This window comes from Micromonospora sp. KC606, assembly GCF_004348675.1.
Classification (GTDB): Bacteria; Actinomycetota; Actinomycetes; order Mycobacteriales; family Micromonosporaceae; genus Micromonospora.
Window position 1 is genome coordinate 1 of sequence record NZ_SMKN01000089.1, and the last position, 22,530, is coordinate 22,530.

The 22,530-nt window shown below is 70.9% G+C and carries 19 protein-coding genes; 6 read left to right on the top strand and 13 right to left on the bottom strand.

All coding sequences use genetic code 11. The features are described 5' to 3' along the window. A partial coding sequence (locus E1193_RS17810; protein WP_132184323.1) for a DUF4190 domain-containing protein occupies nt 1-428 on the top strand: 428 nt, incomplete at its 5' end. Between the two features lie 87 nt (nt 429-515). On the opposite strand, the gene E1193_RS17815 is transcribed toward E1193_RS17810, so the two are convergent. After that, the gene (locus tag E1193_RS17815; protein WP_132184324.1) at nt 516-1,796 is read right to left on the bottom strand and encodes a DUF6350 family protein; all 1,281 of its coding nucleotides are present in this window, start codon (nt 1,794-1,796) and stop codon (nt 516-518) included. 156 nt (nt 1,797-1,952) lie between these two features. Between E1193_RS17815 and E1193_RS17820 the strand changes: the two genes are divergently transcribed. Beyond that, the gene (locus E1193_RS17820) at nt 1,953-2,219 is read left to right on the top strand and encodes a DUF4190 domain-containing protein (protein ID WP_132184325.1); all 267 of its coding nucleotides are present in this window, start codon (nt 1,953-1,955) and stop codon (nt 2,217-2,219) included. Between the two features lie 75 nt (nt 2,220-2,294). On the opposite strand, the gene sucD is transcribed toward E1193_RS17820, so the two are convergent. The 3 genes from sucD to E1193_RS17835 form a co-directional block, all read right to left on the bottom strand. Then, complete coding sequence (gene sucD, locus E1193_RS17825; protein ID WP_132184326.1) at nt 2,295-3,182, bottom strand: succinate--CoA ligase subunit alpha; 888 nt, start codon at nt 3,180-3,182, stop codon at nt 2,295-2,297. 2 nt (nt 3,183-3,184) lie between these two features. Then, nucleotides 3,185-4,363 carry an ADP-forming succinate--CoA ligase subunit beta gene (gene sucC / locus E1193_RS17830; protein ID WP_132184327.1) on the bottom strand — a complete coding sequence of 393 codons (1,179 nt, stop codon included), beginning with the start codon at nt 4,361-4,363 and terminating at the stop codon, nt 3,185-3,187. A 523-nt stretch (nt 4,364-4,886) separates the two neighbouring features. Continuing rightward, on the bottom strand, nt 4,887-5,291 hold the full coding sequence (locus E1193_RS17835) for a cobalamin B12-binding domain-containing protein (protein ID WP_132184328.1): 405 nt from the start codon (nt 5,289-5,291) through the stop codon (nt 4,887-4,889). A gap of 388 nt (nt 5,292-5,679) precedes the next feature. On the opposite strand from E1193_RS17835, the gene E1193_RS17840 reads away from it, so the two are divergent. Continuing rightward, nucleotides 5,680-6,396: a M23 family metallopeptidase gene (locus E1193_RS17840; RefSeq protein WP_132184329.1), complete on the top strand. Its 717-nt coding sequence runs from the start codon at nt 5,680-5,682 to the stop codon at nt 6,394-6,396. 264 nt (nt 6,397-6,660) lie between these two features. Further along, complete coding sequence (locus tag E1193_RS17845; protein WP_132184330.1) at nt 6,661-7,446, top strand: M23 family metallopeptidase; 786 nt, start codon at nt 6,661-6,663, stop codon at nt 7,444-7,446. 111 nt (nt 7,447-7,557) lie between these two features. Here the strand turns inward: E1193_RS17845 and E1193_RS17850 are convergent, their stop codons facing one another. Then, nucleotides 7,558-8,712 carry a winged helix DNA-binding domain-containing protein gene (locus E1193_RS17850; RefSeq protein ID WP_132184331.1) on the bottom strand — a complete coding sequence of 385 codons (1,155 nt, stop codon included), beginning with the start codon at nt 8,710-8,712 and terminating at the stop codon, nt 7,558-7,560. A 50-nt stretch (nt 8,713-8,762) separates the two neighbouring features. Beyond that, the gene (gene pcrA / locus E1193_RS17855) at nt 8,763-11,204 is read right to left on the bottom strand and encodes a DNA helicase PcrA (RefSeq protein WP_132184332.1); all 2,442 of its coding nucleotides are present in this window, start codon (nt 11,202-11,204) and stop codon (nt 8,763-8,765) included. 182 nt (nt 11,205-11,386) lie between these two features. Here pcrA and E1193_RS17860 point away from each other — a divergent pair, with 182 nt between their 5' ends. Next, nucleotides 11,387-13,237 (top strand): bifunctional metallophosphatase/5'-nucleotidase, encoded by a 1,851-nt coding sequence (locus tag E1193_RS17860; protein ID WP_132184333.1) that lies wholly within the window; start codon nt 11,387-11,389, stop codon nt 13,235-13,237. Nucleotides 13,238-13,501: 264 nt separating this feature from the next. Further along, nucleotides 13,502-13,846: a chorismate mutase gene (locus E1193_RS17865; protein WP_132184334.1), complete on the top strand. Its 345-nt coding sequence runs from the start codon at nt 13,502-13,504 to the stop codon at nt 13,844-13,846. A gap of 167 nt (nt 13,847-14,013) precedes the next feature. Here the strand turns inward: E1193_RS17865 and E1193_RS17870 are convergent, their stop codons facing one another. The 7 genes from E1193_RS17870 to E1193_RS17900 form a co-directional block, all read right to left on the bottom strand. Next, complete coding sequence (locus E1193_RS17870; RefSeq protein WP_132184335.1) at nt 14,014-15,027, bottom strand: dipeptide ABC transporter ATP-binding protein; 1,014 nt, start codon at nt 15,025-15,027, stop codon at nt 14,014-14,016. Continuing rightward, nucleotides 15,020-16,048: an ABC transporter ATP-binding protein gene (locus tag E1193_RS17875; RefSeq protein WP_132184340.1), complete on the bottom strand. Its 1,029-nt coding sequence runs from the start codon at nt 16,046-16,048 to the stop codon at nt 15,020-15,022. Before E1193_RS17875 ends, E1193_RS17870 begins: the two co-directional genes overlap by 8 nt. 24 nt (nt 16,049-16,072) lie before the next feature. Beyond that, nucleotides 16,073-17,050: an ABC transporter permease gene (locus E1193_RS17880; protein ID WP_132184336.1), complete on the bottom strand. Its 978-nt coding sequence runs from the start codon at nt 17,048-17,050 to the stop codon at nt 16,073-16,075. Next, the gene (locus tag E1193_RS17885; RefSeq protein WP_132184337.1) at nt 17,043-17,969 is read right to left on the bottom strand and encodes an ABC transporter permease; all 927 of its coding nucleotides are present in this window, start codon (nt 17,967-17,969) and stop codon (nt 17,043-17,045) included. Before E1193_RS17885 ends, E1193_RS17880 begins: the two co-directional genes overlap by 8 nt. A 154-nt stretch (nt 17,970-18,123) precedes the next feature. Then, complete coding sequence (locus E1193_RS17890; RefSeq protein WP_132184338.1) at nt 18,124-19,764, bottom strand: ABC transporter substrate-binding protein; 1,641 nt, start codon at nt 19,762-19,764, stop codon at nt 18,124-18,126. A gap of 685 nt (nt 19,765-20,449) precedes the next feature. Continuing rightward, nucleotides 20,450-21,136, bottom strand: a complete 687-nt coding sequence (locus E1193_RS17895; RefSeq protein ID WP_132184341.1) for a response regulator transcription factor — start codon at nt 21,134-21,136, stop codon at nt 20,450-20,452. A gap of 2 nt (nt 21,137-21,138) precedes the next feature. Then, nucleotides 21,139-22,377 (bottom strand): ATP-binding protein, encoded by a 1,239-nt coding sequence (locus E1193_RS17900; RefSeq protein WP_132184339.1) that lies wholly within the window; start codon nt 22,375-22,377, stop codon nt 21,139-21,141. Nucleotides 22,378-22,530 lie beyond the last annotated feature (153 nt).

Sequence of the window (22,530 nt, forward strand, 5' to 3'; positions counted from 1 at the left end):
GCCAGCCGTACGCGCAGCCGGCGGACCCGTACGCCCCACCGCCGCAGGCGCCGTACGGCCAGCCCACCCCCGGCCAGCCGTTCGGACAGCCGGCGGACCCGTACGCCCAGCAGCCCCCGGGCCTGCCGACGTACCCGGGCGCCGGGTACCCGCAGCCGGCCGGGCAGCAGAACACCCTCGGCCTGGTGTCGATGATCCTCGGCATCGTCTCGATTCCGATGCTCTGCTGCTTCTCCCTGGGCATCCCGGTCGGCATCGCCGCCGTGATCACCGGCTGGATGGGCAGGCAGAAGGCGGCCCAGGGGCTGGCCAGCAACGGCGGTCAGGCCAAGGCGGGGCTGATCTGCGGCGCGATCGCCGTCGCTCTGGGTGTGCTGGGACTCGTCGTCAACCTCGTCGTCGGTCTGGACATGCCGAGCCGGTTCTGAGCCCACACCGCGGCGGGCGCCTCCTCCCCGGGGCGCCCGCCGCGTTCTCCGGGCGGCCCTGGCACCGACGGCATACTGCGGCCAGGGTCAGCGGCGGCTCAGCAGCCTGCCGGCGGCGGCCCCGAGCAGCGACCCGACCGCCACCACGGCGGTCGCCACCAGACCCACCTGCCAGGGCACCGGGCCGATCTCGGCCAGCCGACCGCCGCCGAGCGAGCCACCGGAGGCTCCCGCGGCCAGGGCGACGAGCAGGCCCGCCACCGGGCCGGCGAGCGCCGCCGGAACGAGCAGCGCCGACCAGCGGGGCTCTGCCCGCTCGTCACCGGGCGCGCGCGACAGCCGGCGGGCGAGCAGCCAGCCGGCGGCCATGCCGGCCAGCACCGGCACCGCGAGCAGGGCAGCCCCGAGGCCGTCCACCGGGCCGCTGGGCAGGCCGGCGAGCAGCGGTACGGCCGGCAGCGCGCCCACCGTCACCTCGCTGGTGCGCACCGCCGTGCCGGTGCCGACGGCGAACCCGGGCCCGAGCAGGTAGGCGGTCGACCAGACCGTGGCGTTCGGCGCGTACGCGAGGCTGACCAGGGTGATCCCGGCCTGCCCGGCCACCCCGGTGCGGTACGCCCCGAGCATGTCGGCGGCGTCGCCCCCGCCGGTCGCCACGGCCAGCCCGGCCGCACCGGCTCCCGCACCGAACAGCAGCAGCCCGGCCACCAGCCCGGTCCGCACCGCGTCGCGCAGCGGCGCGGGCGCGTGCTCGGCGAGCAGACCGGCGACGCCGGTGGTGCGCACCGCCCCGACCAGGGCACCCAGCGCGCCGACGAGCGCGCACGTGAGCCCGGCGCGGACCGGGGACACCCGCAGGCCGCCGGAGCCGACCAGCAGCGCGGCGAGGACGCCGAGCGACGCGTACCCGACGCCGACGGCGACCGCGGCGGTGAGCGCCTGCCGGGGGGAGCGCCGGCCCCGCGCGCTCATGGCCCGGCTGACGTGCACGCCGGCGCGGATCAGCCGCCAGAACGCCAGCGCGCCCAGCGCCAACGGCACCAGGCCGAGTGGGCCGGCGGTGGTCTGCAACGGAACGCCGTGGCCGAGCAGCCAGCCGGCCAGCCCGGCGCGCAGCGCGCCGGGCACCGCGGCGGCGCCCTCGCTGAGCTGGGCCAACCCCAGCACCAGGGCGACCGGCAGGTACGACGTGACCGCGGCCCAGACGGCGGCGACCCCGGCCGCGACCGCGAGCGGCGCCCGGCCGGACCGCTCGGGGCGGCGGGGAGCGGGCACCCGGGAACCCGCCGTCTGCCGGCCGGACGGGCGGGAGTCGGCGGGGACGCCGGCGGCGGCACGGCGGGGCTGATCAGGGGTGACCGAGGACATCAGGTCTACTCTGGCACGCCGCACTGGTGTCGGCTGCCCGGTGGGGCCGCCCCGCCGCCGGCGAGTTCCCTGATCCACCGGTTCTGGGCCGCAATCCGGTCTAGCCTCGGCGCAGGACGCGACTGACGTCGCGGCACCGAGCGCTGGGAGGAAGCCGTGAACGCTCCGTACCCGCCGCCCCCGCCGCCTCCGGCGGCAGGGAGGGACCGCACCACGCTGTGGGGGATCCTCGGCATCGTCCTCGGCCTGATCTGCTGCGGCGTCCTGGGCATCGTCTTCGGCTACCTGTCGATCCGGGACGCCAAGCGGTTCGGGCAGTCACCGCTGCTCGGCTACCTGGCCATCGCCTTCGGCGTGATCAACATCATCGGCACCGCGATCTGGCGGGCCACCGGGACGTACCCGCTCTGGGACAACCGCTGAGGGGGCCGACCGTCACCGGTCGACCCCCTCGACGCTCCGTCCGCGCGACAGGCGGCTGGACCCAGCCACGTCCGCTCAGCGGCCGGACATGATCTCCCGCATCAGCCTGGCGGTCTCGGTCGGGGTCTTGCCGACCTTGACGCCGACGGCCTCCAGCGCCTCCTTCTTCGCCTCGGCGGTGCCCGCCGAGCCGGAGATGATGGCGCCCGCGTGGCCCATGGTCTTGCCGGGGGGCGCGGTGAAGCCGGCGATGTAGCCGACCACCGGCTTGGTGACGTTGGTCTTGATGAACTCGGCCGCCCGCTCCTCGGCGTCGCCGCCGATCTCACCGATCATCACGATGGCGTCGGTCTCCGGGTCGGCCTCGAACGCGGCGAGAGCGTCGATGTGGGTGGTCCCGATGATCGGGTCACCGCCGATGCCCACGCAGGTGGAGAAGCCGATGTCGCGCAGCTCGTACATCATCTGGTAGGTCAGCGTGCCGCTCTTGCTGACCAGGCCGATCCGGCCGGTGCCGGTGATGTCGGCCGGAATGATGCCGGCGTTGGAGGCGCCCGGCGACGCGATGCCGGGGCAGTTCGGGCCGATGATCCGGGTCTTGGATCCCTTGGCCACGTTGTACGCCCAGAACGAGGCGGTGTCGTGCACCGGCACGCCCTCGGTGATCACCACGGCGAGCGGGATCTCCGCGTCGATCGCCTCGACCACGGCGCCCTTGGTGAACTGCGGCGGCACGAAGATGACCGTGACGTCGGCCCCGGTCTCCTTCATCGCGTCCGCGACGGAGGCGAAGACCGGCAGCTCGGTGCCGTCGAAGTCGACCGTGGTGCCGGCCTTGCGCGGGTTCACGCCGCCGACGACGGTCGTGCCGGCGGCGAGCATCCGCCGGGTGTGCTTCATGCCCTCGGAACCGGTCATCCCCTGGACGATGACCTTCGAGTCCTTGGTCAGCCAGATAGCCATTGTCAGACCCCCGCAGCTGCCAGCTCGGCGGCCCGCTCGGCCGCGCCGTCCATGGTGTCGACCCGCTGGATCAGCGGGTTGTTCGCGCCGTCGAGGATCGCCCTACCGGCCTCGGCGTTGTTGCCGTCGAGCCGGACGACGAGCGGCTTGGTGGCCTGCTCGCCGCGCTGCTCCAGCAGGGCCAGGGCCTGGACGATGCCGTTGGCGACGGCGTCGCAGGCGGTGATGCCGCCGAAGACGTTGACGAAGACGCTCCTCACCGACGGGTCGGAGAGAACGATCTCCAGGCCGTTGGCCATCACCTCGGCGCTCGCGCCGCCGCCGATGTCGAGGAAGTTGGCCGGCTTGACGCCGCCGTGCCGCTCACCGGCGTACGCGACCACGTCGAGCGTCGACATGACCAGGCCCGCGCCGTTGCCGATGATGCCGACCTCGCCGTCGAGCTTGACGTAGTTGAGGTCCTTCTCCTTGGCGGCCTGCTCCAGCGGGTCCACGGTGGCCTGGTCGACCAGGGCCTCGTGGTCCGGGTGCCGGAAGCCGGCGTTCTCGTCGAGGCTGACCTTGGCGTCGAGCAGCAGCAGCTTGCCCTCGCCGGTCTTGGCCAGCGGGTTCACCTCGACCAGCGTGGCGTCCTCGGCGACGAAGGCCTTCCACAGGCCCACGGCGATCTCGACGACCTGGTCGGCGACCTCGGCCGGGAAGTTGGCGGCGGTCACGATCTCGCGGGCCTTCGCCTCGTCCACGCCCTCAACGGCGTCGATCGGGGCCTTCACGACCTTCTCGGGGGTCTCGGCCGCGACCTGCTCGATGTCCATGCCGCCGGCGACGCTGGCGATGCAGAGGAAGGTGCGGTTCGCCCGGTCGAGCAGGTAGGAGAAGTAGTATTCCTCGGCCACGTCCGCGGTCACGGTGATCATGACCTTGTGGACGGTGTGACCCTTGATGTCCATGCCGAGGATGTCGGTGGCCCGGGCCACCGTCTCCTCCGCGCCCTCGGCGAGCTTGACGCCGCCGGCCTTGCCTCGGCCGCCGACCTTCACCTGCGCCTTGACGACCACCCGACCGCCGAGGCGTTCGGCGATCGCGCGGGCCTCCTCCGGGGTAGTGGCGACGCCGCCGGCCAGCACGGGCAAACCGTGCCGCTCGAACAGGTCCCGCCCCTGGTACTCGTACAGGTCCACGATTGCGCGTCCCGTCCCGTCTCCGCGGCGCGCCGTCGCGCCGCCACCAGCGTTGTGGAAACTCCGTTGACGCCCGTCATCAGTTCAAACAGCCGTCGGCCGCAGCCTAGCGAGACGGGAACCGGCGGCAACCGAGCGGGTGCGTGGTGTGCGGTAATGCACAGCGTGCCGCGTGCGACGCGCCGGCGCCGGACGCCCGGCCGGGGCGGCCGCCCAAGATCCCGGAAATGGGGCGTAACCCCCTGGTACGGGCGTCGTTGAGTCTGATGTCGGAGCGCTGATGGCGCGACGACGGGAGCGGCCGATGCCCTGTCGGTCGAGGGGTGGCGGCGGGGCATCGTGCATAGAAGGGCCGGGCGTGTGAGGGGTGCGTCCGGCCCTTCCCCCTGCCCGCAACCTGTTCCGGGCCGCCCCGCCGCGCCGAAGGGCGCGTGCGAGCTGGCCGCCACCGTGGACCAGCCGCGGCGCACCCGGCCCCCGCACGCGGGCACACTCCCGGCGTGCCCGCCCGGCAGGCGAGATGTCAGGCGACGGCCTGGGCGACGTTCGCCCGGACCCACTCGACGATCGACCGGGTGGTCGCGCCCGGGGTGAAGATCTTCGCGACGCCGAGCTGCTCCAATTCGGGGATGTCGGCATTCGGGATGATGCCGCCACCGAAGACGACGATGTCCCGGGCGTCCCGCTCGGCGAGCAACTCCAGCACCCGTCGGAAGAGCGTCATGTGCGCGCCGGAGAGCACGGAGAGCCCGACGGCGGAGGCGTCCTCCTGGATGGCGGTCTCCACGATCTGCTCCGGTGTCTGGTGCAGACCGGTGTAGATGACCTCCATGCCGGCGTCGCGGAGAGCGCGGGCGACGACCTTGGCGCCGCGGTCATGGCCGTCGAGGCCCGGCTTGGCGACGACTACCCGGATACGAGAGCTCATCAGCGCACACCTTTCACGGGCTCCGCGGCTACCACCTGAACGAACGGTAACCCGACGGCAGGGGGGTGGGGAAACCGGCCCGTCACCCCTATCGCCCGAGCTCTCCGATCGGAAGCCGGACACCTCCGCCGAACGGTCACTATCCGCGACTTTCGGGCAGTGGGAGGGGCAGCCGTACGGCGTCTAGAGCTAGGACATTGACGGACGGAAAGGGACAGAAAGCCCCGCCGATTCGGCGCTTCCGCTTGTGACCGGGGCGGCGGGGGGCTAACGTGTCCACGGTTGTCATCAGGTCCACCGACGGGTGACGACGCCGCCAACGGACGTTCGACCGCACTTCACCGGACGGCCCGAATCGGCATCGGATCCCCGACAACGGAGGGTGTGCGTGCGCCAGCGCCTGTCGTCTGAGCCCGATAGATATCGTGGCCGCCGCCGTGTACCCACCCCCCCACGGAGCCGCTACGCGGCGGTGGTCACCACCGCCTTCGTGGGTGCCGGCATCGTCGCCCTCGGCGCGAACGCCCTCCCCGACAGCAAGAGCGTCAGCCCGTCGGTCCTCGACGAGCTGAAGCAGGCTTCGATCACCAGCCAGGACGCGGCAGCCCGCGCCGAGGCCGCCGATCGCGCCACCCGTGACACCGTCCGGGGCGGCAACGGGGCTTCCACCGAGTCGGATCCGTGGCTGCTGCCCCTACAGGGCTACGACTTCAACTCCCCCTACGGCATGCGTTGGGGGAAGCTGCACACCGGTATCGACCTCGTCGCGCCGGAGGGCACCCCGTTCGTCGCGATCCACTCCGGCACCGTCACCAAGGCCGGCTGGTTCGGCGGGTACGGCTACGCGGTGATCGTCCAGCACCCCGACGGCAGCGAGGCCATCTACGGCCACTCCTCGGAGGTCAGCGTCCGGGAGGGTCAGCAGGTCAAGGCCGGTGACCAGCTCGGCCTGGTGGGCAACACCGGCCACTCGTACGGCTCCCACCTGCACCTGGAGATCCATGTCAAGGGGGAGCCGCTGGACCCGGTGCCCTGGCTCCAGGAGCGCGGAGTGGACATCAAGCTGCAAGTCGAGGCATATTACAGCGAGGTAGCGGCGTCCTGACGCTCCGTATCGCCCGTTGACCGCCCGGATCGATCGATCCGGGCGGTTTTTCGTGCGCGCAAGTCAGCTACCTCACACCACGGAGTGTGAGTGACGCCACCGGATCGCTGATCAGAGATGCACGTACGAGCGGTGAGACAACCGCAAAGCGGGCGGCCCATCCCCGGCCGCTACGGCCAGCCGTCCGTACCGGTACCCACCGGCGGCCCGGGTGACACCCAGGATGGACGGGTCCCCCGCCCTCCTACTGTGTGAAGGTCCGCCGTGCAGGAAGACAGCAACACCCCGTACCCGACGACCGGTGCCGGACCGGCCCGGCACCGGCTGCGCAGGCGTCGCGGCGGCCGCGGCCTCGTCGTCGGCGCGGTCGCCCTGGTCGGCCTCGGCGTCGCCGGTGCCGTGACCGTCGCGTTCGACCCCGACGACACCCCCGCTGCGACCGCCGTGTCGCTCGACGCCCAGGCCCGCGCCGGCGCCGCCGACCGGGCCGACCGCTCCGCCCGGGAGACGACCGCGTCGGTGAGCCCACCGGCCACCCCGAGCCCGACGACGGCGAGCCCGAGCGCCAGCCCGTCGCCGACGGCGTCGAAGAAGGCCAGCCCGAGGCCCACCCCGAAGAAGACCAGCAAACCGGCGCCGAAGCCCAGACTGTCCTGGGTCATTCCGATGAAGGGCGCCCAGATCACCTCGTGCTACGGCCCGCGCGGAGGCACCCTGCACGCCGGCATCGACTTCGCGATGCCCGCCGGCACCCCGGTCCGTGCCGCCTTCGGTGGCACCGTCGAGAAGGCCGGCGACGTCGGCGACGGCTACGGCGTCTCCGTGGTGGTCAATCACGGCACCGGCTACCTGACCCACTACGCCCACCTGAGCACCGCGAAGGTGAGCGTCGGCGACCGGGTGGCTGCCGGCCAGATCATCGGCCTGGAGGGCTCCACCGGCGACTCCACCGGCCCACACCTGCACTTCGAGGTGCACCAGGGCCAGATGTGGAACCAGATCGACCCGGCACCGTTCCTGCGGGCGAGGGGCATCGATGTCGCCTGCTGACCGGCGTGTAGGTTCTCGATGAAGGTGCCGCTTTCTCATGGACACGTTGCCTGACATGTCGCCTGCGACACTTCCATGAGAAACCGCCCCGGGATGCTGCGGCAGGGCGTTCTATCTCGTCAGAATGCGGACGTCCGCGCTCGGCAGGTCCTTGGACCACCAGTGCGCAGACCGGCGGTAGACCGCGGGATCGCGATCCGCCAGGAACGCCTGCAAGCCCGCGGCTTCGGCGGCTAGTCCGCACCAGGCGTCGTCGGTCAGCCGGTGGAAGGCTGTCGCTTCGATGCCTCCCTCGACCGGGCGCCACACCCCGGCCACATAGCCGTCGACAAGCAGCGTTGGCAGGACGTCGCCGTTGCGGCGCAGGATCACCGGGCGGTACTCCGGTGGGATGACGCGGCTTCGATCGGCGTACGCGAGCAGGATGCTGTCCCACATCGGCAGCAGGCGCGGCGGGGCGACGGCGTCCTCGGCGGGACGGCGTCCGCCCGGGACGTCGAACAACGTTTCTCCGCCTGGGCCGGTCAACGTCTCGACCCTGCCGCCCAGCGCGCCGAGCGCGTCCCGCACCACGGACCGCCTGAGGATGGTGAACTGCGCGATGTCGGGCATCGAGGCGGGGCCGAATGCCGCCAGGTAGCGCAGGATCAGCCCCTGCAGGGCGTCGCCCCGGCTCTGCGCAGCCGACGTGGTTCGGGCGTTGAGGTACGACGCCGGCCTCTTGAACGACCACGGTCCGCCGGTTGGCGCGTGGTGCAGGGGCGCGTACGTTCGCAGCGCCCACCACACACCCTGCCTACGCTCCCCGAGTCGGGCGGCGAGCATCTCCTCGATCTCCGTGCCGGTGCGCGGCTGGCTGGTGAAGCTCGCCAGGTGGGGAAGCAGGGCGTCCGCTTCGGCGATGGACAACCCGCTGGCCGTGAAGCGGCGGTCGCCCAGGCGCGGGCCGCGCAGGTTGGGCAGCATCGCCGCGTGAAAGTACGGGTAGTCGTCGCCGTGCACGACGTGCAGTGTCAGGCGCATCAGTGTCGCCTTGACAAGGGTGCGCTCGGCGAAGGCGGTCGCGAGGGCTGCCGGGTCGAGATCGGCGACCCGGTTCCACAGGGCGAGGAACGGCGAAGCGGGCTCTTGTGCCTGGAGCGCGACGACGCGCTGTACGGCGTCGACGACGTTGACTGATTCTCGGCCTAGCAACATCTGCCGTCCGAGGGTTGCCCGGTTGAGCTGCCGTGCGCTGAGGCTCGTGCGCGCCGCCGCTGTGGCCATATACACCAGATCCTATGGAAGCCGTCAGGATCGGCCCCGCCGCCTCGCTGTCAGAGCTTGTCGATCGGGGCGTGTCGCAGCACAAGCCACATGGTCTGGTCGCCGAAGTCGATCTGCGCCCGGGCACCGGGGCCGTGCCCCTCCACGGCCAGCACCCGGCCCAGCCCGTAGCGCTGGTGGTTGACCCGGTCGCCGACCGCGACCTTCGGCCCCTGCGGCAGCTCGCTGGCGGTAGCCAACCGGCTGGCGTCCACCCCGAGCCGCTGGGCGAGCTGCGCCGCCTTCGGGGTGCCACCGACGAAGCCACCACGCCCGCCGGGTACGCGGTCCGCGCGGCCCCCGACGCCGCCGCCCCCACCGGCCCACGAGGTGTACGACCCTTCGGTGCGCTCCCAGCGGACCAGCTCGGGAGGCAGCTCCTCGAGGAACCGCGACGGCGGGTTGTAGGACGGCTGCCCCCAGGCGGACCGGGTGACCGCCCGGGACAGGTACAGCCGCTGCCGGGCCCGGGTGATGCCGACGTACGCCAACCGGCGCTCCTCCTCCAGCTCGCGGGTGTCGCCCAGCGAGCGCAGGTGCGGGAAGACGCCGTCCTCCAGGCCGGTCAGGAACACCACTGGGAACTCCAGGCCCTTGGCGGTGTGCAGCGTCATCAGGGTGACCACGCCCTGATGCGGCGCGGCGTCGTCCGCCTCGGCGCCGTCAGCCGTCGAGCCGGGCGGCGCAGGGACCTGGTCGGCGTCGGCGACCAGAGCGACCTGCTCCAGGAAGCCGGCGACGGTGGCCCGCTCCCCCTCCTCGGCGATCGCCTCGATCCGCTCGGTGTACTCCCGGGCGACGCTGACCAACTCCTGGAGGTTGTCCACCCGGCCGGCGTCCTGCGGGTCGAGGCTCTCCTCCAGCTCCGTCAGGTAGCCCGAACGGGTCAGCAGCGCCTCCAGCACCTCTTCGGGGGTGCCGGTCTCGGCCAGCTCACGGGCGCCGTCGAGCAGCGCGACGAAGTCGGCGATGCCGTTGGCGGCCCGGGTGGAGATGCCGGGAGCGTCCTTGGCCCGGCGCAGCGCCGCGCCGAAGGAGATGCGGTCCCGGCTGGACAACGCCTCCACACAGGCCTCGGCCCGGTCGCCGATGCCGCGTCGGGGGGTGTTGAGGACCCGGCGCAGGCTCACCGTGTCGTCGTCGTTGACCACCGCGCGCAGGTAGGCCAGCGCGTCGCGGACCTCCTTGCGCTCGTAGAAGCGCACCCCGCCGACCACCTTGTACGGCAGGCCGACCCGGATGAACACCTCCTCGAAGACCCGCGACTGGGCGTTGGTGCGGTAGAAGACCGCGACGTCCCCGGGGCGGGCCTCCCCGTCGTCGACCAGCCGGTCGATCTCCCGGGCCGCCCAGTCCGCCTCGGCGTGCTCGGTGTCGGCGACGTAGCCGACGATCCGCTCGCCGGCGCCGGCGTCGCTCCACAGCCGTTTCGGTTTCCGGGAGGTGTTGCGGTCGATGACCGCGTTGGCGGCGTTGAGGATGGTCTGCGTGGAGCGGTAGTTCTGCTCCAGCAGGATCGTCCGGGCGTCGGCGAAGTCCCGCTCGAACTCCAGGATGTTGCGGATCGTCGCGCCGCGAAACGCGTAGATCGACTGGTCGGCGTCGCCGACCACGCAGAGCTCGGCCGGCGCGATCCCCTCGGTGCCGGATACCAGCTCCTTGATCAGCACGTACTGGGCGTGGTTGGTGTCCTGGTACTCGTCGACCATCACGTGCCGGAACCGGCGGCGGTAGCTCTCCGCGACGTGCGGGTGCGACTGGAGCAGGTGCACCGTGGTCATGATCAGGTCGTCGAAGTCCAGCGCGTGCGCCTCGCGCAGCCGACGCTGGTAGAGCGTGTAGGCCTCGGCCAGCGCCCGCTCGTTGGGGCCCTTCGCCCGGGCCGCGAACGCCTCGGGGTCGACCAGCTCGTTCTTCAGGTTGGACACCTGGGCGGCCAGCCCACGCGCCGGGTACCGCTTCGGGTCCAGGTCCAGCTCGCGGGCGACCAGCTGCATCAGCCGGCGGGAGTCGTCGGCGTCGTAGATGGAGAACGTCGACTTGAGCCCGGCGTGCTCGTGCTCGGCACGGAGGATGCGCACGCAGGCGGAGTGGAACGTCGACACCCACATCAGCCGGGCGCGCGGGCCGACCAGGTTGGCCACCCGCTCCTTCATCTCCCCCGCGGCCTTGTTGGTGAAGGTGATCGCGATGATCTCGCCGGGGTGCACGTCCCGTGCGGCCAGCAGATAGGCGATCCGGTGGGTGAGCACCTTGGTCTTGCCCGAGCCCGCGCCGGCCACGATCAGCAGCGGCGAGCCGGCGTGGGTGACCGCATCCCGCTGCGGGCCGTTCAACCCCTCGACGAGTTGCTGCGGGTCGAGGTGCGCGACGGCGGAGCCCGGCCGGCGCGGCGGGGTCCGGGCAGGCTCGGGTGCGGGCGGGGACGCGGGGATGTCGAAGAGAGGATGCATCGCACGGCGAGTCTATGCCGCACCCCGGACACTTCCCGACCGCGCACGCCCGCGCCGGCCCGGTCACGTGCGGACTGAGACGAACCTGTCATGCTGTCGCCCCTGGTGTCTTCGTCCACGACCCGGGACGATGACGCGGAAACCCCCGACTACTCCCCCGTACACGACTTGGGAGAACAACCATGAGTCAACCGCGCTCGCGCGGTCGGGCCGTGCTGCGTCACCTCGCCGTACCCGCCCTCGCCCTGGCCGTCGTGGCCGGGCTGCCCGTCGCCGGCGGGTCCACGCCGCAGCCGGCCACCGCCGACGACACCGCCGGGCTCGTCCCGGTCGCCGTCTCCTACGCCAAGCCCGCCGGCCGCGAGGTCAAGGGCCAGTTCCTCAGCTACAACGACTTCCACGGCGCCATCGACCCGCCGGGCGGCAGCGGCGCCACGGTCAACGGCACCCCGGCCGGCGGCGTGGAATACCTCGCCACCTGGCTGAAGAAGCTGCGCGCCGAGGCGAAGGCCGAGGGACGGGTCACCACCACCGTCGGGGCCGGCGACCTGATCGGCGCCACCCCGCTGGTCAGCGCCGCCTTCCACGACGAGCCCACCATCGAGCTGATGGACGAGGTCGGGCTGGACATCAGCTCGGTCGGCAACCACGAGTTCGACGAGGGCGTCGACGAGCTGATCCGGATCAACAAGGGCGGCTGCCACCCGGTCGACGGTTGCCAGGACGGGGACGGCTTCGCCGGCGCGAAGTTCACCTACCTGGCGGCGAACACCATCAGCAAGAAGACGAAGCTGCCGATCCTGCCCCCGATCGACGTCCGCTTCGTCGGCGGCGTGCCGGTCGGTTTCGTCGGGGTCACCCTGGAGGGCACTTCGGGCATCGTCAACCCGGCCGGCATCAAGGACGTCACCTTCACCGACGAGGTGGAGACCGCCAACAAGTGGGGCGGTCTGCTGAAGCTCTTCGGCGTCAAGGCGATGGTGCTGCTGGTGCACGAGGGCGGCGCGCAGGCCGCCCCGCCGACCCTCCCCGGCGTCTCCGACTGCGCCAACTTCTCCGGCCCGATCGTGGACATCGTCAAGGGGCTGCGCCCCGAGTTCGGTGTGGTGGTCTCCGGGCACACCCACCGCTTCTACTCCTGCTCGCTGCCGAACTCCTCGGGTGCGCACAGCGTGGTCACCAGCGCCGGCAGCAACGGGCAGTTGGTCACCGACATCGACTACTCGCTGGACCGGCGCACCGGCCGGTTCACCAGCATCACCGCGAAGAACGTGATCGTGGAGAACGGGGTCCGCAACGCCGACGGCACCTGGCAGCAGACCGGCGGGGTCTTCGCCAGGAACCCGGAGCTGGTCGACCGGGGCGCCGAGGCGCTGGCCGACAAGTACCGCACGGCGGTCGCCCCGATCGCCAACCGGGTGGTCGGCAGGATCAACGCGGACATCGTCCGGGAAGCCCGGCCCAACGGGGAGAGCCCGATGGGTGACGTCATCGCCGACGCGCAGCTGGCGTACACGCGGGGCGACGGGGCGCAGATCGCGCTGATGAACCCGGGCGGCGTCCGGGCCTCCCTGTCGTACGCGACGTCGGCCGGCGGCGAGGCGCCGGGCGAGGTGACCTACGGCGAGGCGTTCACCGTCCAGCCGTTCAACAACCTCGTGGTCACCCAGACCCTCACCGGCGCCCAGCTCAAGAACGTGCTGGAGCAGCAGTTCGTCGGCTTCAACGGGCAGACCACCCAGCGGATCCTCCAGCCGTCGGCCGGGCTGACCTACTCGTACGACACCACCGCCCCGGCCGGCTCCCGGGTCAGCGCGCTGACGCTGGGCGGCACCCCGGTCGACCCGGCGGCCAGCTACCGGGTCACCACGAACGACTACCTCGCCAACGGCGGGGACGGGTTCACCGAGTTGCGGGCGGGCACCGGCCGCAGCACGGCCCCCGGCTTCGACGTGGACGCGCTGGTCGCCTACCTCGCCGCCGGCGAGCCGGTGGGACCGGGCCCGGCGGACCGGATCACCCGGCTGGGCTGACGCGATGTCGCACGGCCCCGGAGCCGCCGGGGCCGTGCGACATCCCACGGATTGGCGGATTCCTTGCGCCACCGCCCCGGTGGCCGGCATACTCGACGGCGTGTTCGGTCAGCGTTTCTACTTTTACTACGGCACCGGGAGTCCGGCTGCCGTAGGTCGCGCCTGATCAACCAGACCTACGAGAAAGCCCCGGGCTCCTGGAGCCCGGGGCTTTCTCCGTCCCGGGATCCCGACACCGGGCACGACGTCAGGAAGGTACGACCGATGATGACAGACGTGGTGGAGCAGAGCGGTGAGACGGCGGCCGGGCCGTCGGGAGCGGCCGACGGGAACACCGCGGCCCGCTTCGGGACCGAAGAGCCGGCCGCAGCGGCCCGCATCGCCGCGATCCGTGAGCGCATCGACGAGATCGACCGGACGTTGATCGAACTCTGGCAGGAGCGCGCCGAGCTTTCCCAGGAGGTCGGCGCCACCCGGATGGCCTCGGGCGGCACCCGGCTGGTGCTCTCCCGGGAGCGGGAGATCCTGGAGCGGTTCCGGGAGTCGCTCGGCGCGGACGGCACCCAACTGGCCCTGCTCCTGCTGCGCGCCGGCCGCGGCCCGCTCTGAGCGGTGACCCTGGGCCTCGCCGGGGTTCGGCCGGCGCGCAGGTCCGCGCGCCGGCGGACGCGGCCCGACGTGGCCCGCCCCAGCCCTTCGGGGTGTTCGGGTCCGGGCCGGAGACGGCGAACCGCCTGCCGGCCTCACACGGACGCCGACAGACGGTTTCGGGCAGCTCACGCCGGGTGGGTGGCGACGATCTCCCGCTTCTCGGCGAAGTGGCAGGCGCTCGGGTGGTCCGACCCCGGCCGGACCTCCAGCAGCGGCACCTGCTCGGCGCAGACGTCCTGCGCCTTCCAGCACCGGGTCCGGAACCGGCAGCCCGAGGGCGGGCTGATCGGGGACGGGACGTCACCGGTGAGCCGGATGATCGCCTTGCTCTCCCGCAGCGTCGGGTCCGGCACCGGCACCGCCGAGAGCAGCGCCTGCGTGTACGGGTGGGTCGGTCGCTCGTAGATCTCGTCCTCGGTGCCGATCTCCACGATCTTGCCGAGGTACATCACCGCGACCCGGTCGGAGAGGTGGCGCACCACCGACAGGTCGTGGGCGATGAAGACGTACGACAGGCCCAGCTCGTTCTGGAGCTTCTCCAGCAGGTTCATCACCTGCGACTGGATCGACACGTCCAGGGCCGAGACGGGCTCGTCGCAGATGATGACCTCCGGGCGCAGGGCGAGCGCCCGGGCGATGCCGATGCGCTGGCGCTGGCCGCCGGAGAACTGGTGCGGGTACCGGTTGATGTGCTCCGGGTTGAGGCCGACCAGGTCGAGCAGTTCCTTGACCTTGTCCCGGCGGCTGCCCTTCGGGGCCACGTCCGGGTGGATCTCGAACGGCTCGCCGATTAGGTCACCGACCGTCATCCGCGGATTCAGCGAGGTGTACGGATCCTGCATGACCATCTGGATCTGCCGGCGCAGCCGGCGCATCGCCCCCGCGGAGAGCGTGGCGACGTCCTGGCCCTTGAAGATGACGCTGCCGGCGGTGGGCTTCTCCAGGCTCATCAGCACCCGGCTGAGGGTCGACTTGCCACAGCCCGACTCGCCCACCACGCCGAGCGTCTCGCCGGCCCTGAGGTCGAAGGAGACGCCGTCGACGGCCTTGACGTGCCCGACGGTCTTCTTGAACACGATCCCCTGGGTGACGGGGTAGTGCTTGACCAGGTCACGGACTTCGAGGATGTTCTCAGTCACGGTTCACCAGCTCCTCGGCGAAGTGGCAGGCGCTCGCCCGGCCGGCGCCGATCTGCAGCAGCGGCGGAATCTTCTCGCGGCACACCGGCTGCGCCATCGGGCAGCGCGGATTGAACGGGCAGCCCGGCGGGATGTTCATCAGGTTCGGCGGGAGGCCCTTGATCGTACGGAGCTGCTGCCCCTTCTCGTCCAGCCGCGGGATCGAGTCGAGCAGGCCGAGGGTGTAGGGGTGCGCCGGCTTGGCGTACAGGTCGTAGACGTCGGCTTCCTCGACGATCCGGCCGGCGTACATGACCGCGATCCGGTCCGCGACGTCGGCCACCACGCCGAGGTCGTGGGTGATCAGAATCAGGCCCATCCGCCGCTCCCGCTGGAGCTCGCCGAGCAGGTCCATGATCTGGGCCTGCACGGTTACGTCCAGCGCGGTGGTCGGCTCGTCGGCGATCAGCACCTCGGGGTCGAGCGCCAGCGACATCGCGATCATGGCACGCTGCCGCATACCGCCGGAGAACTGGTGCGGGTAGTTGCTGAACCGGCCCTTGGCGTTCGGGATCTTGACCTGGTCGAGCATCTCGATCGCGCGCTTCTTGGCGTCCGCGCGGCTCATGCCGCGCCGGATCCGGAACTGCTCGGCGATCTGGAACCCGACGGTGAAGACCGGGTTCAGCGCGGAGAGCGAGTCCTGGAAGATCATCGCGATGCCTTCGCCGCGGATGCGGCGGCGCTCCTCGGCGGACATGGTGAGCATGTCCTTGCCGTGGAAGCGGACCTGCCCGCCGGTGACGAAGCCCGGCGGCATGTCCAGGATGCCCATGACGGTCTGCGCGGTGACGCTCTTGCCGGAGCCGGACTCGCCGAGCACGGCGAGGGTCTCCCCCGCGTCGACGTGGTACGTGACCCCGTTGATGACCTTGGCGACGCCGTCCCGGGTGCGGAACTCCACCCGCAGGTCGTCGACCTCGAGCAGCCGGCCGGAGGGGCGGCCGGATCCGTCGGCGCCGGGTGCGCTCTGCTCGGACACGAGAATGTCGGACAACTCAGTCCCCTATCGGAGCTTCGGGTCGAGGGCCTCGCGGACGGCCTCACCGAGCATGACGAAGCTCAGTACGGCGGTCACGAGGAACGCGGCGGGGAGGAAGACCAGGCCCGGCGCGACCCGGATGTAGTTCTGCCCTTCGCTGATCATGATGCCCCAGGACACCACCGGGCTCTTCAGGCCGACGCCCAGGAAGGAGAGCGTCGCCTCGGCGCCGATGAACGAGCCGACCATGATCGTGGAGTAGACCAGCAGCGGCGCGAGGCAGTTCGGCAGCAGGTGCTTGAAAATGATCCGGCTGGTGCTGGCGCCCATGGCCCGGGCCGCGACGATGTAGTCGGCCTCCTTGGTGGCCAGCACCGAGGAGCGCATCAGTCGCATGATGACCGGCCAGGTCAGGATCACCAGCGAGGCGATCACCAGCCCCATGATCTTGACCGTGCTGTTGTTGCTGCCAGTGTTGTTGAAGGTGGTCAGGATCACGATGGCGCCGAGCACGAACGGCAGGCCGAAGAACACGTCGGCGATGCGGGAGAGCAGCGCGTCGACCCAGCCGCCCCGGTAGCCGGAGACGATGCCCATCAGGCCGCCGAAGAGCATGGTGCCGAGCACCGAGAGCAGCGCCACCAGGATCGAGGCGCGGGCGCCGTAGATGACCCGGGCGTAGACGTCCCTGCCCTGGATGTCGTAGCCGAACCAGGCCTGCGCCGAGGGCTTCTCCAGGCTGTGGGTGAGCGAGCCGTTGACCGCGTCACCGGAGGTGAACAGCCAGGGGAAGGCCGCCATCACCACGAAGAGCAAAATGATCGCCGAGGAGATCCAGAACAGCGGCTTGCGGCGCAGGTCATGCCAGGCGTCACCGAGCAGGCCGCGCGGCTTCTCCTTGCGGGCGCTCTCCGGCAGGCCGGCGTCGGCGGGCGCACCGATCTCGGTCGGCTGTTCCGGCCGGGGGGTGCTCACGATCGAGGCGGCGGAGGGGTCACTCATAGCGGATCCTCGGGTCCAGGGCGGCGTAGAGCAGGTCGACCAGCAGGTTCATCAGCAGGTAGACCAGCACCAGCACCACCACGATGGAGACAACGGTAGCGCTCTCCTTGGTGACGATCGACCGGTAGACCTGCCGCCCGATGCCGTTGATGCCGAAGATGCCCTCGGTGACGATCGCGCCGCCCATCAGCGCACCGAGGTCGGTGCCGAGCAGGGTGACCACCGGGATCAGCGAGTTGCGCAGCAGGTGCACCCCGACCACCCGGCGCATCGGCAGACCCTTGGCGATCGCGGTCCGGACGTAGTCGGCCCGCCGGTTCTCGGCGATGCTCGTCCGGGCCACCCGGGCGATGTAGGCCATCGAGGCGCTGCCCAGCACGAAACCCGGGATGATCAGCTCGGAGAACGGCATCGCGCTGGAGACGGTGGGCCGGACGATCCCCCACTGCACACCGAACAGCCACTGGAGCACGAAGCCGACCACGAAGACCGGCAGCGCGATCAGGAACAGCGTCGAGACCAGGACCAGATTGTCCAGGAAACCGTTGCGGCGCAGACCGCTCAACACGCCGGCGGTGAGGCCGATCACGGCCTCGATGGTCAGGGCCACGACGGCCAGCTTCAGCGTGTTCGGGTACGCGGTGGCGATGATGTCGTTGATCGACAGACCGCTGTACGTGGTACCGAAGTCCCCCTGTAGGAGATTCTTCATGTACATGGCGTACTGCACGAAGACGTTCTCGTCGAGGTGGTACTTCGCCGTCATCGTCGCGACGTACGCGTCCGGGCAGGGCTTCTCGCCGCACTTGCCGGCGAACGGGTCGCCGGGCACCGACCAGACCAGCCAGTAGATCAGGAACGTGGTGCCGAGAAACACCGGCACGAGTTGGAGCAGCCGTCTCACGAGATAACGGCCCATGGGGTGGTCCTCCAGACAGGGAGCGCGTCGGCGTCCGACGAACTGGGGCAGCGTTGGCGAGGGCGGGTGATGGTGTCACCCGCTCGCGGAACGGCCCCGGGCCGGGCCCACCGGATGTGGCGGACCCGACCCGGGGTCAGTCAGACCGTTCGGATCAGAGCTCGACCGAGGAGAGGTCGATCTCACCGACGTTGGTCACCTCGAGCTTCTTGATCTTCTCCGAGTGGCCGACCTGCAGGCCGTAGAAGTAGACCGGAATGCTCGGGACGTCCTCGTCGACGATCTTCAGCGCCTCGGCGAACTTGGCGTGCGAGGCCTCCAGGCTCGGGGCACCGCTCGCCTCCTTGGCCAGCGCGTCGACCTGCGGGTTGCTGTACAGGCCGTCGTTGGAGGAGCCGCCCTTCACGTAGAGCGGGTTCACCCAGTTCTCGACGTCCGGGTAGTCCTGCTGCCAGGCGGCACGGTACGGGCCGTTCATCTTGCGGGCGTTGATGTTCTGCCGGAAGACCGCGAAGGTCGGCACGCCCTCGGCGCGGGCCGCGATGCCGAGGTTGGTCTTCACCTGCTGCGCGACGGCCTCCATCCAGTCCTTGTGGCTGGAGTCGGCGTTGTAGTAGAAGACCATCTCGCCCTGGAAGCCACCGGCCTCCTGGAGCAGCTGCTTGGCCTGGGCCACGTCGAACTTGCAGGCGGTGCAGTTGCCCTGCGGGGCGCCCGGGGTGAGCGGGTTGGCCCAGCTGTCGGCCGGCTTACGGGTGCCGAAGAAGATCTTGTCGGAGATCTCCTGCCGGTTGACCGACAGCGAGACGGCCTTGCGCAGCTTCGGGTTGGCGAAGCGCTTGTCGTAGATCGGGAACGCGATGAAGGCGGTCGCCGGGACGACGGTGGACAGTGCCCGGTCGCCCAGGTCGGTCTTGTACTTGTCACCGGCGAGCGCCGAGGTGGGGATCGGCTCCAGGTAGTCGAGGTTGCCCGACAGCAGATCGACGTAGGCCGCGTCCTCGTTCTGGTAGAGCTTGACGGTGACGTCCTTGATCTTCACCTTGTCGCGCAGGGTGTAGTCGTCGAAGCGGGTGAGCTTGATGGCGACGTTGTCTTCCCACGACACGAACTTGACCGGGCCGTTGCCGATCGGCTTCTTGCCGAACTCCTCCGGCTTCTGGGTGAAGAAGGCGTCCGGCAGCGGCATGAAGGCGCTGTAGCCGAGCTTGGTCGGGAACACCGCGGTCGGCGCGCCGAGGGTGACCTCGAAGGTCTGGTCGTCGATGACCTTCAGGCCGGACATCTTGTCGGCCTTCGGGGCCGGCGCCTTCTGCGGGCCGTCGTCGTCCGGGTCCTGGGTGGCGACGTCGCCGTAGCCGGCGATGTCGGCGAAGAAGCTGCTGTTGGCCGCGCCGTTCGGCGAGTGGGCGGCCCAGTTCCAGGCGTCGACGAAGTTCTTCGCCTTCACCTCGGTACCGTCGTGGAACTTGGTACCCGCCTTGATCTTGATGGTGAAGACCTTCGAGTCCGTGGTGTCGATGGACTCGGCCAGCGCGTTGCGCGGGGCGCTTCCGTCGTTCGGGTACTCGACGAGACCCGTCCACAGGTTGTCGATGATCTTGCCGCCACCGGTCTCGGTGGTGTTGGCCGGAACCAGCGGGTTCTCGGGCTGGACGCCGTTGATGACGATCGCGCCGTCCTGGGTGGCGGCAGCGTCGCCATTCTTGCTGTCGCTGTTCGAGCAACCGCTGACGACCAACGCGGCGGCCATGCCGGCCGCGATGGCGCCACTCGCCCGCTTCGAGACTCTCATTCCGAGGGGCCTCCTCTTTCTAACCTGGTTCCGTCGTGGGTTTCACGCACGTGTGGGGGTGACACCGCCGGGGACCTCGTGTCTCAGGCCACCGGTTACCGCAGAGGAAATCGGGACACCCCAGGGGGACCGATCCGCCGGGCCACCACACCCCCGCGTCCGACTCCGCGCAGGCTCGACGGCCACGAGCCGCATGAGGGGCGGCGCCGTGGCCGGCGGACGTACGGGTGCCTCGCGCCAGGGATGAGGTGCTGCCACTGTGACACCCACCGGCCCATTGCGTGAAGGTGCCGTTATCAAGACGTTAGTTGCCCGCCACGTTGCCGATACTTCGGAAAAGATCACCAACTGCCCCGAGTCGTGCCCTGCTGAGCAGGTCGGGCAACGGGACCGCCGGTGCGTCCGGCCCCGGAAGACTCAGCGGTGAGCCGCTCCGCCGCCATGCCGGCCACGCCCCAACTCCCGCCGAACGTTGACCGTTTCCGCCCATCCGGACGATGCCGGCTCCGACTGGCCGGGAGGCATCACAACCGGGTGGAGGATGGCATCCGAGATCGTACCCGACCGTCAGCCCGGTGCCGACTGCCGGTGCACACCCGGATCGAGGAGGCTTCGCCCTCCCCGAGTTGATCTCTTTTCAGCCACGCCGCCGTCTCGGCGGGTATTTCCGTTTCCTCCCGCGCCGTCACACCAGCCGGCGGTCCGCCGCCCAGCGGGACAACTCGTACCGGTTGGACATCTGCAGCTTGCGCAGGACGTTGGAGACGTGCGTCTCGACCGTCTTGATCGAGATGAACAGCTCCTTGGCGATCTCCTTGTACGCGTACCCCCGGGCGAGCAGGCGCAGCACCTCCCGCTCCCGGTTGGTGAGCTGGTCCAGCTCCGGATCGGCGACCGGCGCGTCCGGCCGGGCCGCGAAGGCGTCCAGCACGAACCCGGCCAGCCGGGGGCTGAACACCGCGTCCCCGTCCGCCACCCGGCGGATCGCCGCGGTCAACTCGTCCGGGGAGATGGTCTTGGTGACGTACCCCCGAGCGCCGGCCCGGATCAGCCCGATCACGTCCTCGGCCGCGTCCGAGACGCTCAACGCCAGGAACCTGACCTGCGGGTGGGTACGCCGCATCGCGTCCAGCACCGCGCGCCCCCCGCCGTCGGGCATGTGCACGTCGAGCAGCACCACGTCGGGCTGGAGCACGGCGATCCGGGTGACCGCCTCGGCGACCGTGCTGGCCTCCCCCACGACCTCGACGTGCGCGCCCAACTCCGCCCGTACGCCGGCCCGGAACATGGCGTGGTCGTCGACGAGGAAGACCCGCAGCCGCCCGCCCGGGGCGTCCGCCCCCTCGACCGGTTCCATCGACTGCTCCGCCATGGTCATCTGTCCCTTTCCGCCGTGGAGCCGGTGCCGCTGATCGGCAGGATCAGTCGGACCTCGGTCCCCTCACCCGGCCCGGAGCGGATCTCCGCCCGGCCACCGTGCCGCTTCATCCGCCCGACGATCGATCCCCGTACGCCGTGTCGGTGATCCTCCACGGTATCCGGGTCGAAACCCTTGCCCCGGTCGCGGACGAAGACGCTCACCTGCTCCGGCTCCACCTCGGCGTAGAGGGACACCGTCGCCACCTGAGCGTGCCGGGCCGCGTTCACCAGCGCCTCCCGGGCCGCCGCGACCAGCGCCCCGACCCGCTCGTCGGTCTCCCGGTCGCCCACCACCACCGTCTCCACGGTGATGGCGAAGGTGTCCTCCACCTCGGCGGCGGCCTGCTCCAGGGCGGCAGCGAACCGCTCGCTGGGCGAGCCGGTGGGCTTGTAGAGCCAGTTACGCAACGATCGTTCCTGGCCCCGGGCCAGCCGCTGCACCGTCTTGACATCGGTGGCGTTACGCTGGATCAGGGCCAGGGTGTGCAGCACCTGGTCGTGCACCATGGCGGCCAGCTCGGCCCGCTCCTGCTCCCGGATGCGGCCCACCCGCTCGGAGCGCAGCTGGTTCCACGTCCGCCACAGCACGGGCCCGGCCACCACCCCGACCCCGGCCAGCCCGACCAGCGCGAAGATCACGCCGTTGACCACCGCGTCGACGTTCTGCACCGGGGAGTACACCGCCGCCACGCCGATGATGCCGACCGCGACCAGCAGCCCGCCGCCGGCGTACCGGAGCACGAAGGACCGCCGGTCGCTCTCCTCCACCACCGCGCCCAGCCAGGGCACCGGCATCGCGTCGCCCCAGTGTCGGCGGCGTTCCGGCGCGGACTGGTGCCAGATCACCCCGGCGCCCACCGCGATGATCGCAACCAGCCACCCGGCGGTGCCCGTGGCGCCGACCGAGTCGAAGAGCATCACCTGAACCAGCAGCACACCCAGCCCGATCAGCACGAAGGGCAGCAGCTGGGCGGGATCCCGGCGGGGCGGCGTGGCGGTGTCTCCGGGGCGCAGCGGCACCACCGCCCAGAACGCCGCGTACAGCAGCAGCCCCAGGCCGCTGAGCCCGAGCAGGACCATGAACGCGACCCGTACCCGCAGGACCGGGATGCCGAGGTGGTCGGCGATGCCCGCGGCCACGCCGGCGGCCAACCGGTGTTCGGGCGCCCGGTAGAGACGGGGTGGCGGCGTCACGGTGCTGATCGGAGGCTCCTGGTGACAAGGTGTCTCGGCAGGGACGCCGGTAGGTTTTCGGCGCCGGTCCGATCGTCACACGGCGTGCCGCCCCACCACCACGGGGACGCCCCCGACATCCGCGCCCCGGGGATCTCAGGGTGGGGTCAGGGT

What these genes read in the sequence shown, in the direction of transcription:
- E1193_RS17815 (WP_132184324.1), bottom strand. Translation starts at nt 1,796, where the DNA reads ATGTCCTCGGTCACCCCTGATCAGCCCCGCCGTGCCGCCGCCGGCGTC.
- sucD (WP_132184326.1), bottom strand. Translation starts at nt 3,182, where the DNA reads ATGGCTATCTGGCTGACCAAGGACTCGAAGGTCATCGTCCAGGGGATG.
- E1193_RS17835 (WP_132184328.1), bottom strand. Translation starts at nt 5,291, where the DNA reads ATGAGCTCTCGTATCCGGGTAGTCGTCGCCAAGCCGGGCCTCGACGGC.
- E1193_RS17850 (WP_132184331.1), bottom strand. Translation starts at nt 8,712, where the DNA reads ATGGCCACAGCGGCGGCGCGCACGAGCCTCAGCGCACGGCAGCTCAAC.
- pcrA (WP_132184332.1), bottom strand. Translation starts at nt 11,204, where the DNA reads ATGCATCCTCTCTTCGACATCCCCGCGTCCCCGCCCGCACCCGAGCCT.
- E1193_RS17860 (WP_132184333.1), top strand. Translation starts at nt 11,387, where the DNA reads ATGAGTCAACCGCGCTCGCGCGGTCGGGCCGTGCTGCGTCACCTCGCC.
- E1193_RS17865 (WP_132184334.1), top strand. Translation starts at nt 13,502, where the DNA reads ATGATGACAGACGTGGTGGAGCAGAGCGGTGAGACGGCGGCCGGGCCG.
- E1193_RS17880 (WP_132184336.1), bottom strand. Translation starts at nt 17,050, where the DNA reads ATGAGTGACCCCTCCGCCGCCTCGATCGTGAGCACCCCCCGGCCGGAA.
- E1193_RS17885 (WP_132184337.1), bottom strand. Translation starts at nt 17,969, where the DNA reads ATGGGCCGTTATCTCGTGAGACGGCTGCTCCAACTCGTGCCGGTGTTT.
- E1193_RS17890 (WP_132184338.1), bottom strand. Translation starts at nt 19,764, where the DNA reads ATGAGAGTCTCGAAGCGGGCGAGTGGCGCCATCGCGGCCGGCATGGCC.
- E1193_RS17895 (WP_132184341.1), bottom strand. Translation starts at nt 21,136, where the DNA reads ATGGCGGAGCAGTCGATGGAACCGGTCGAGGGGGCGGACGCCCCGGGC.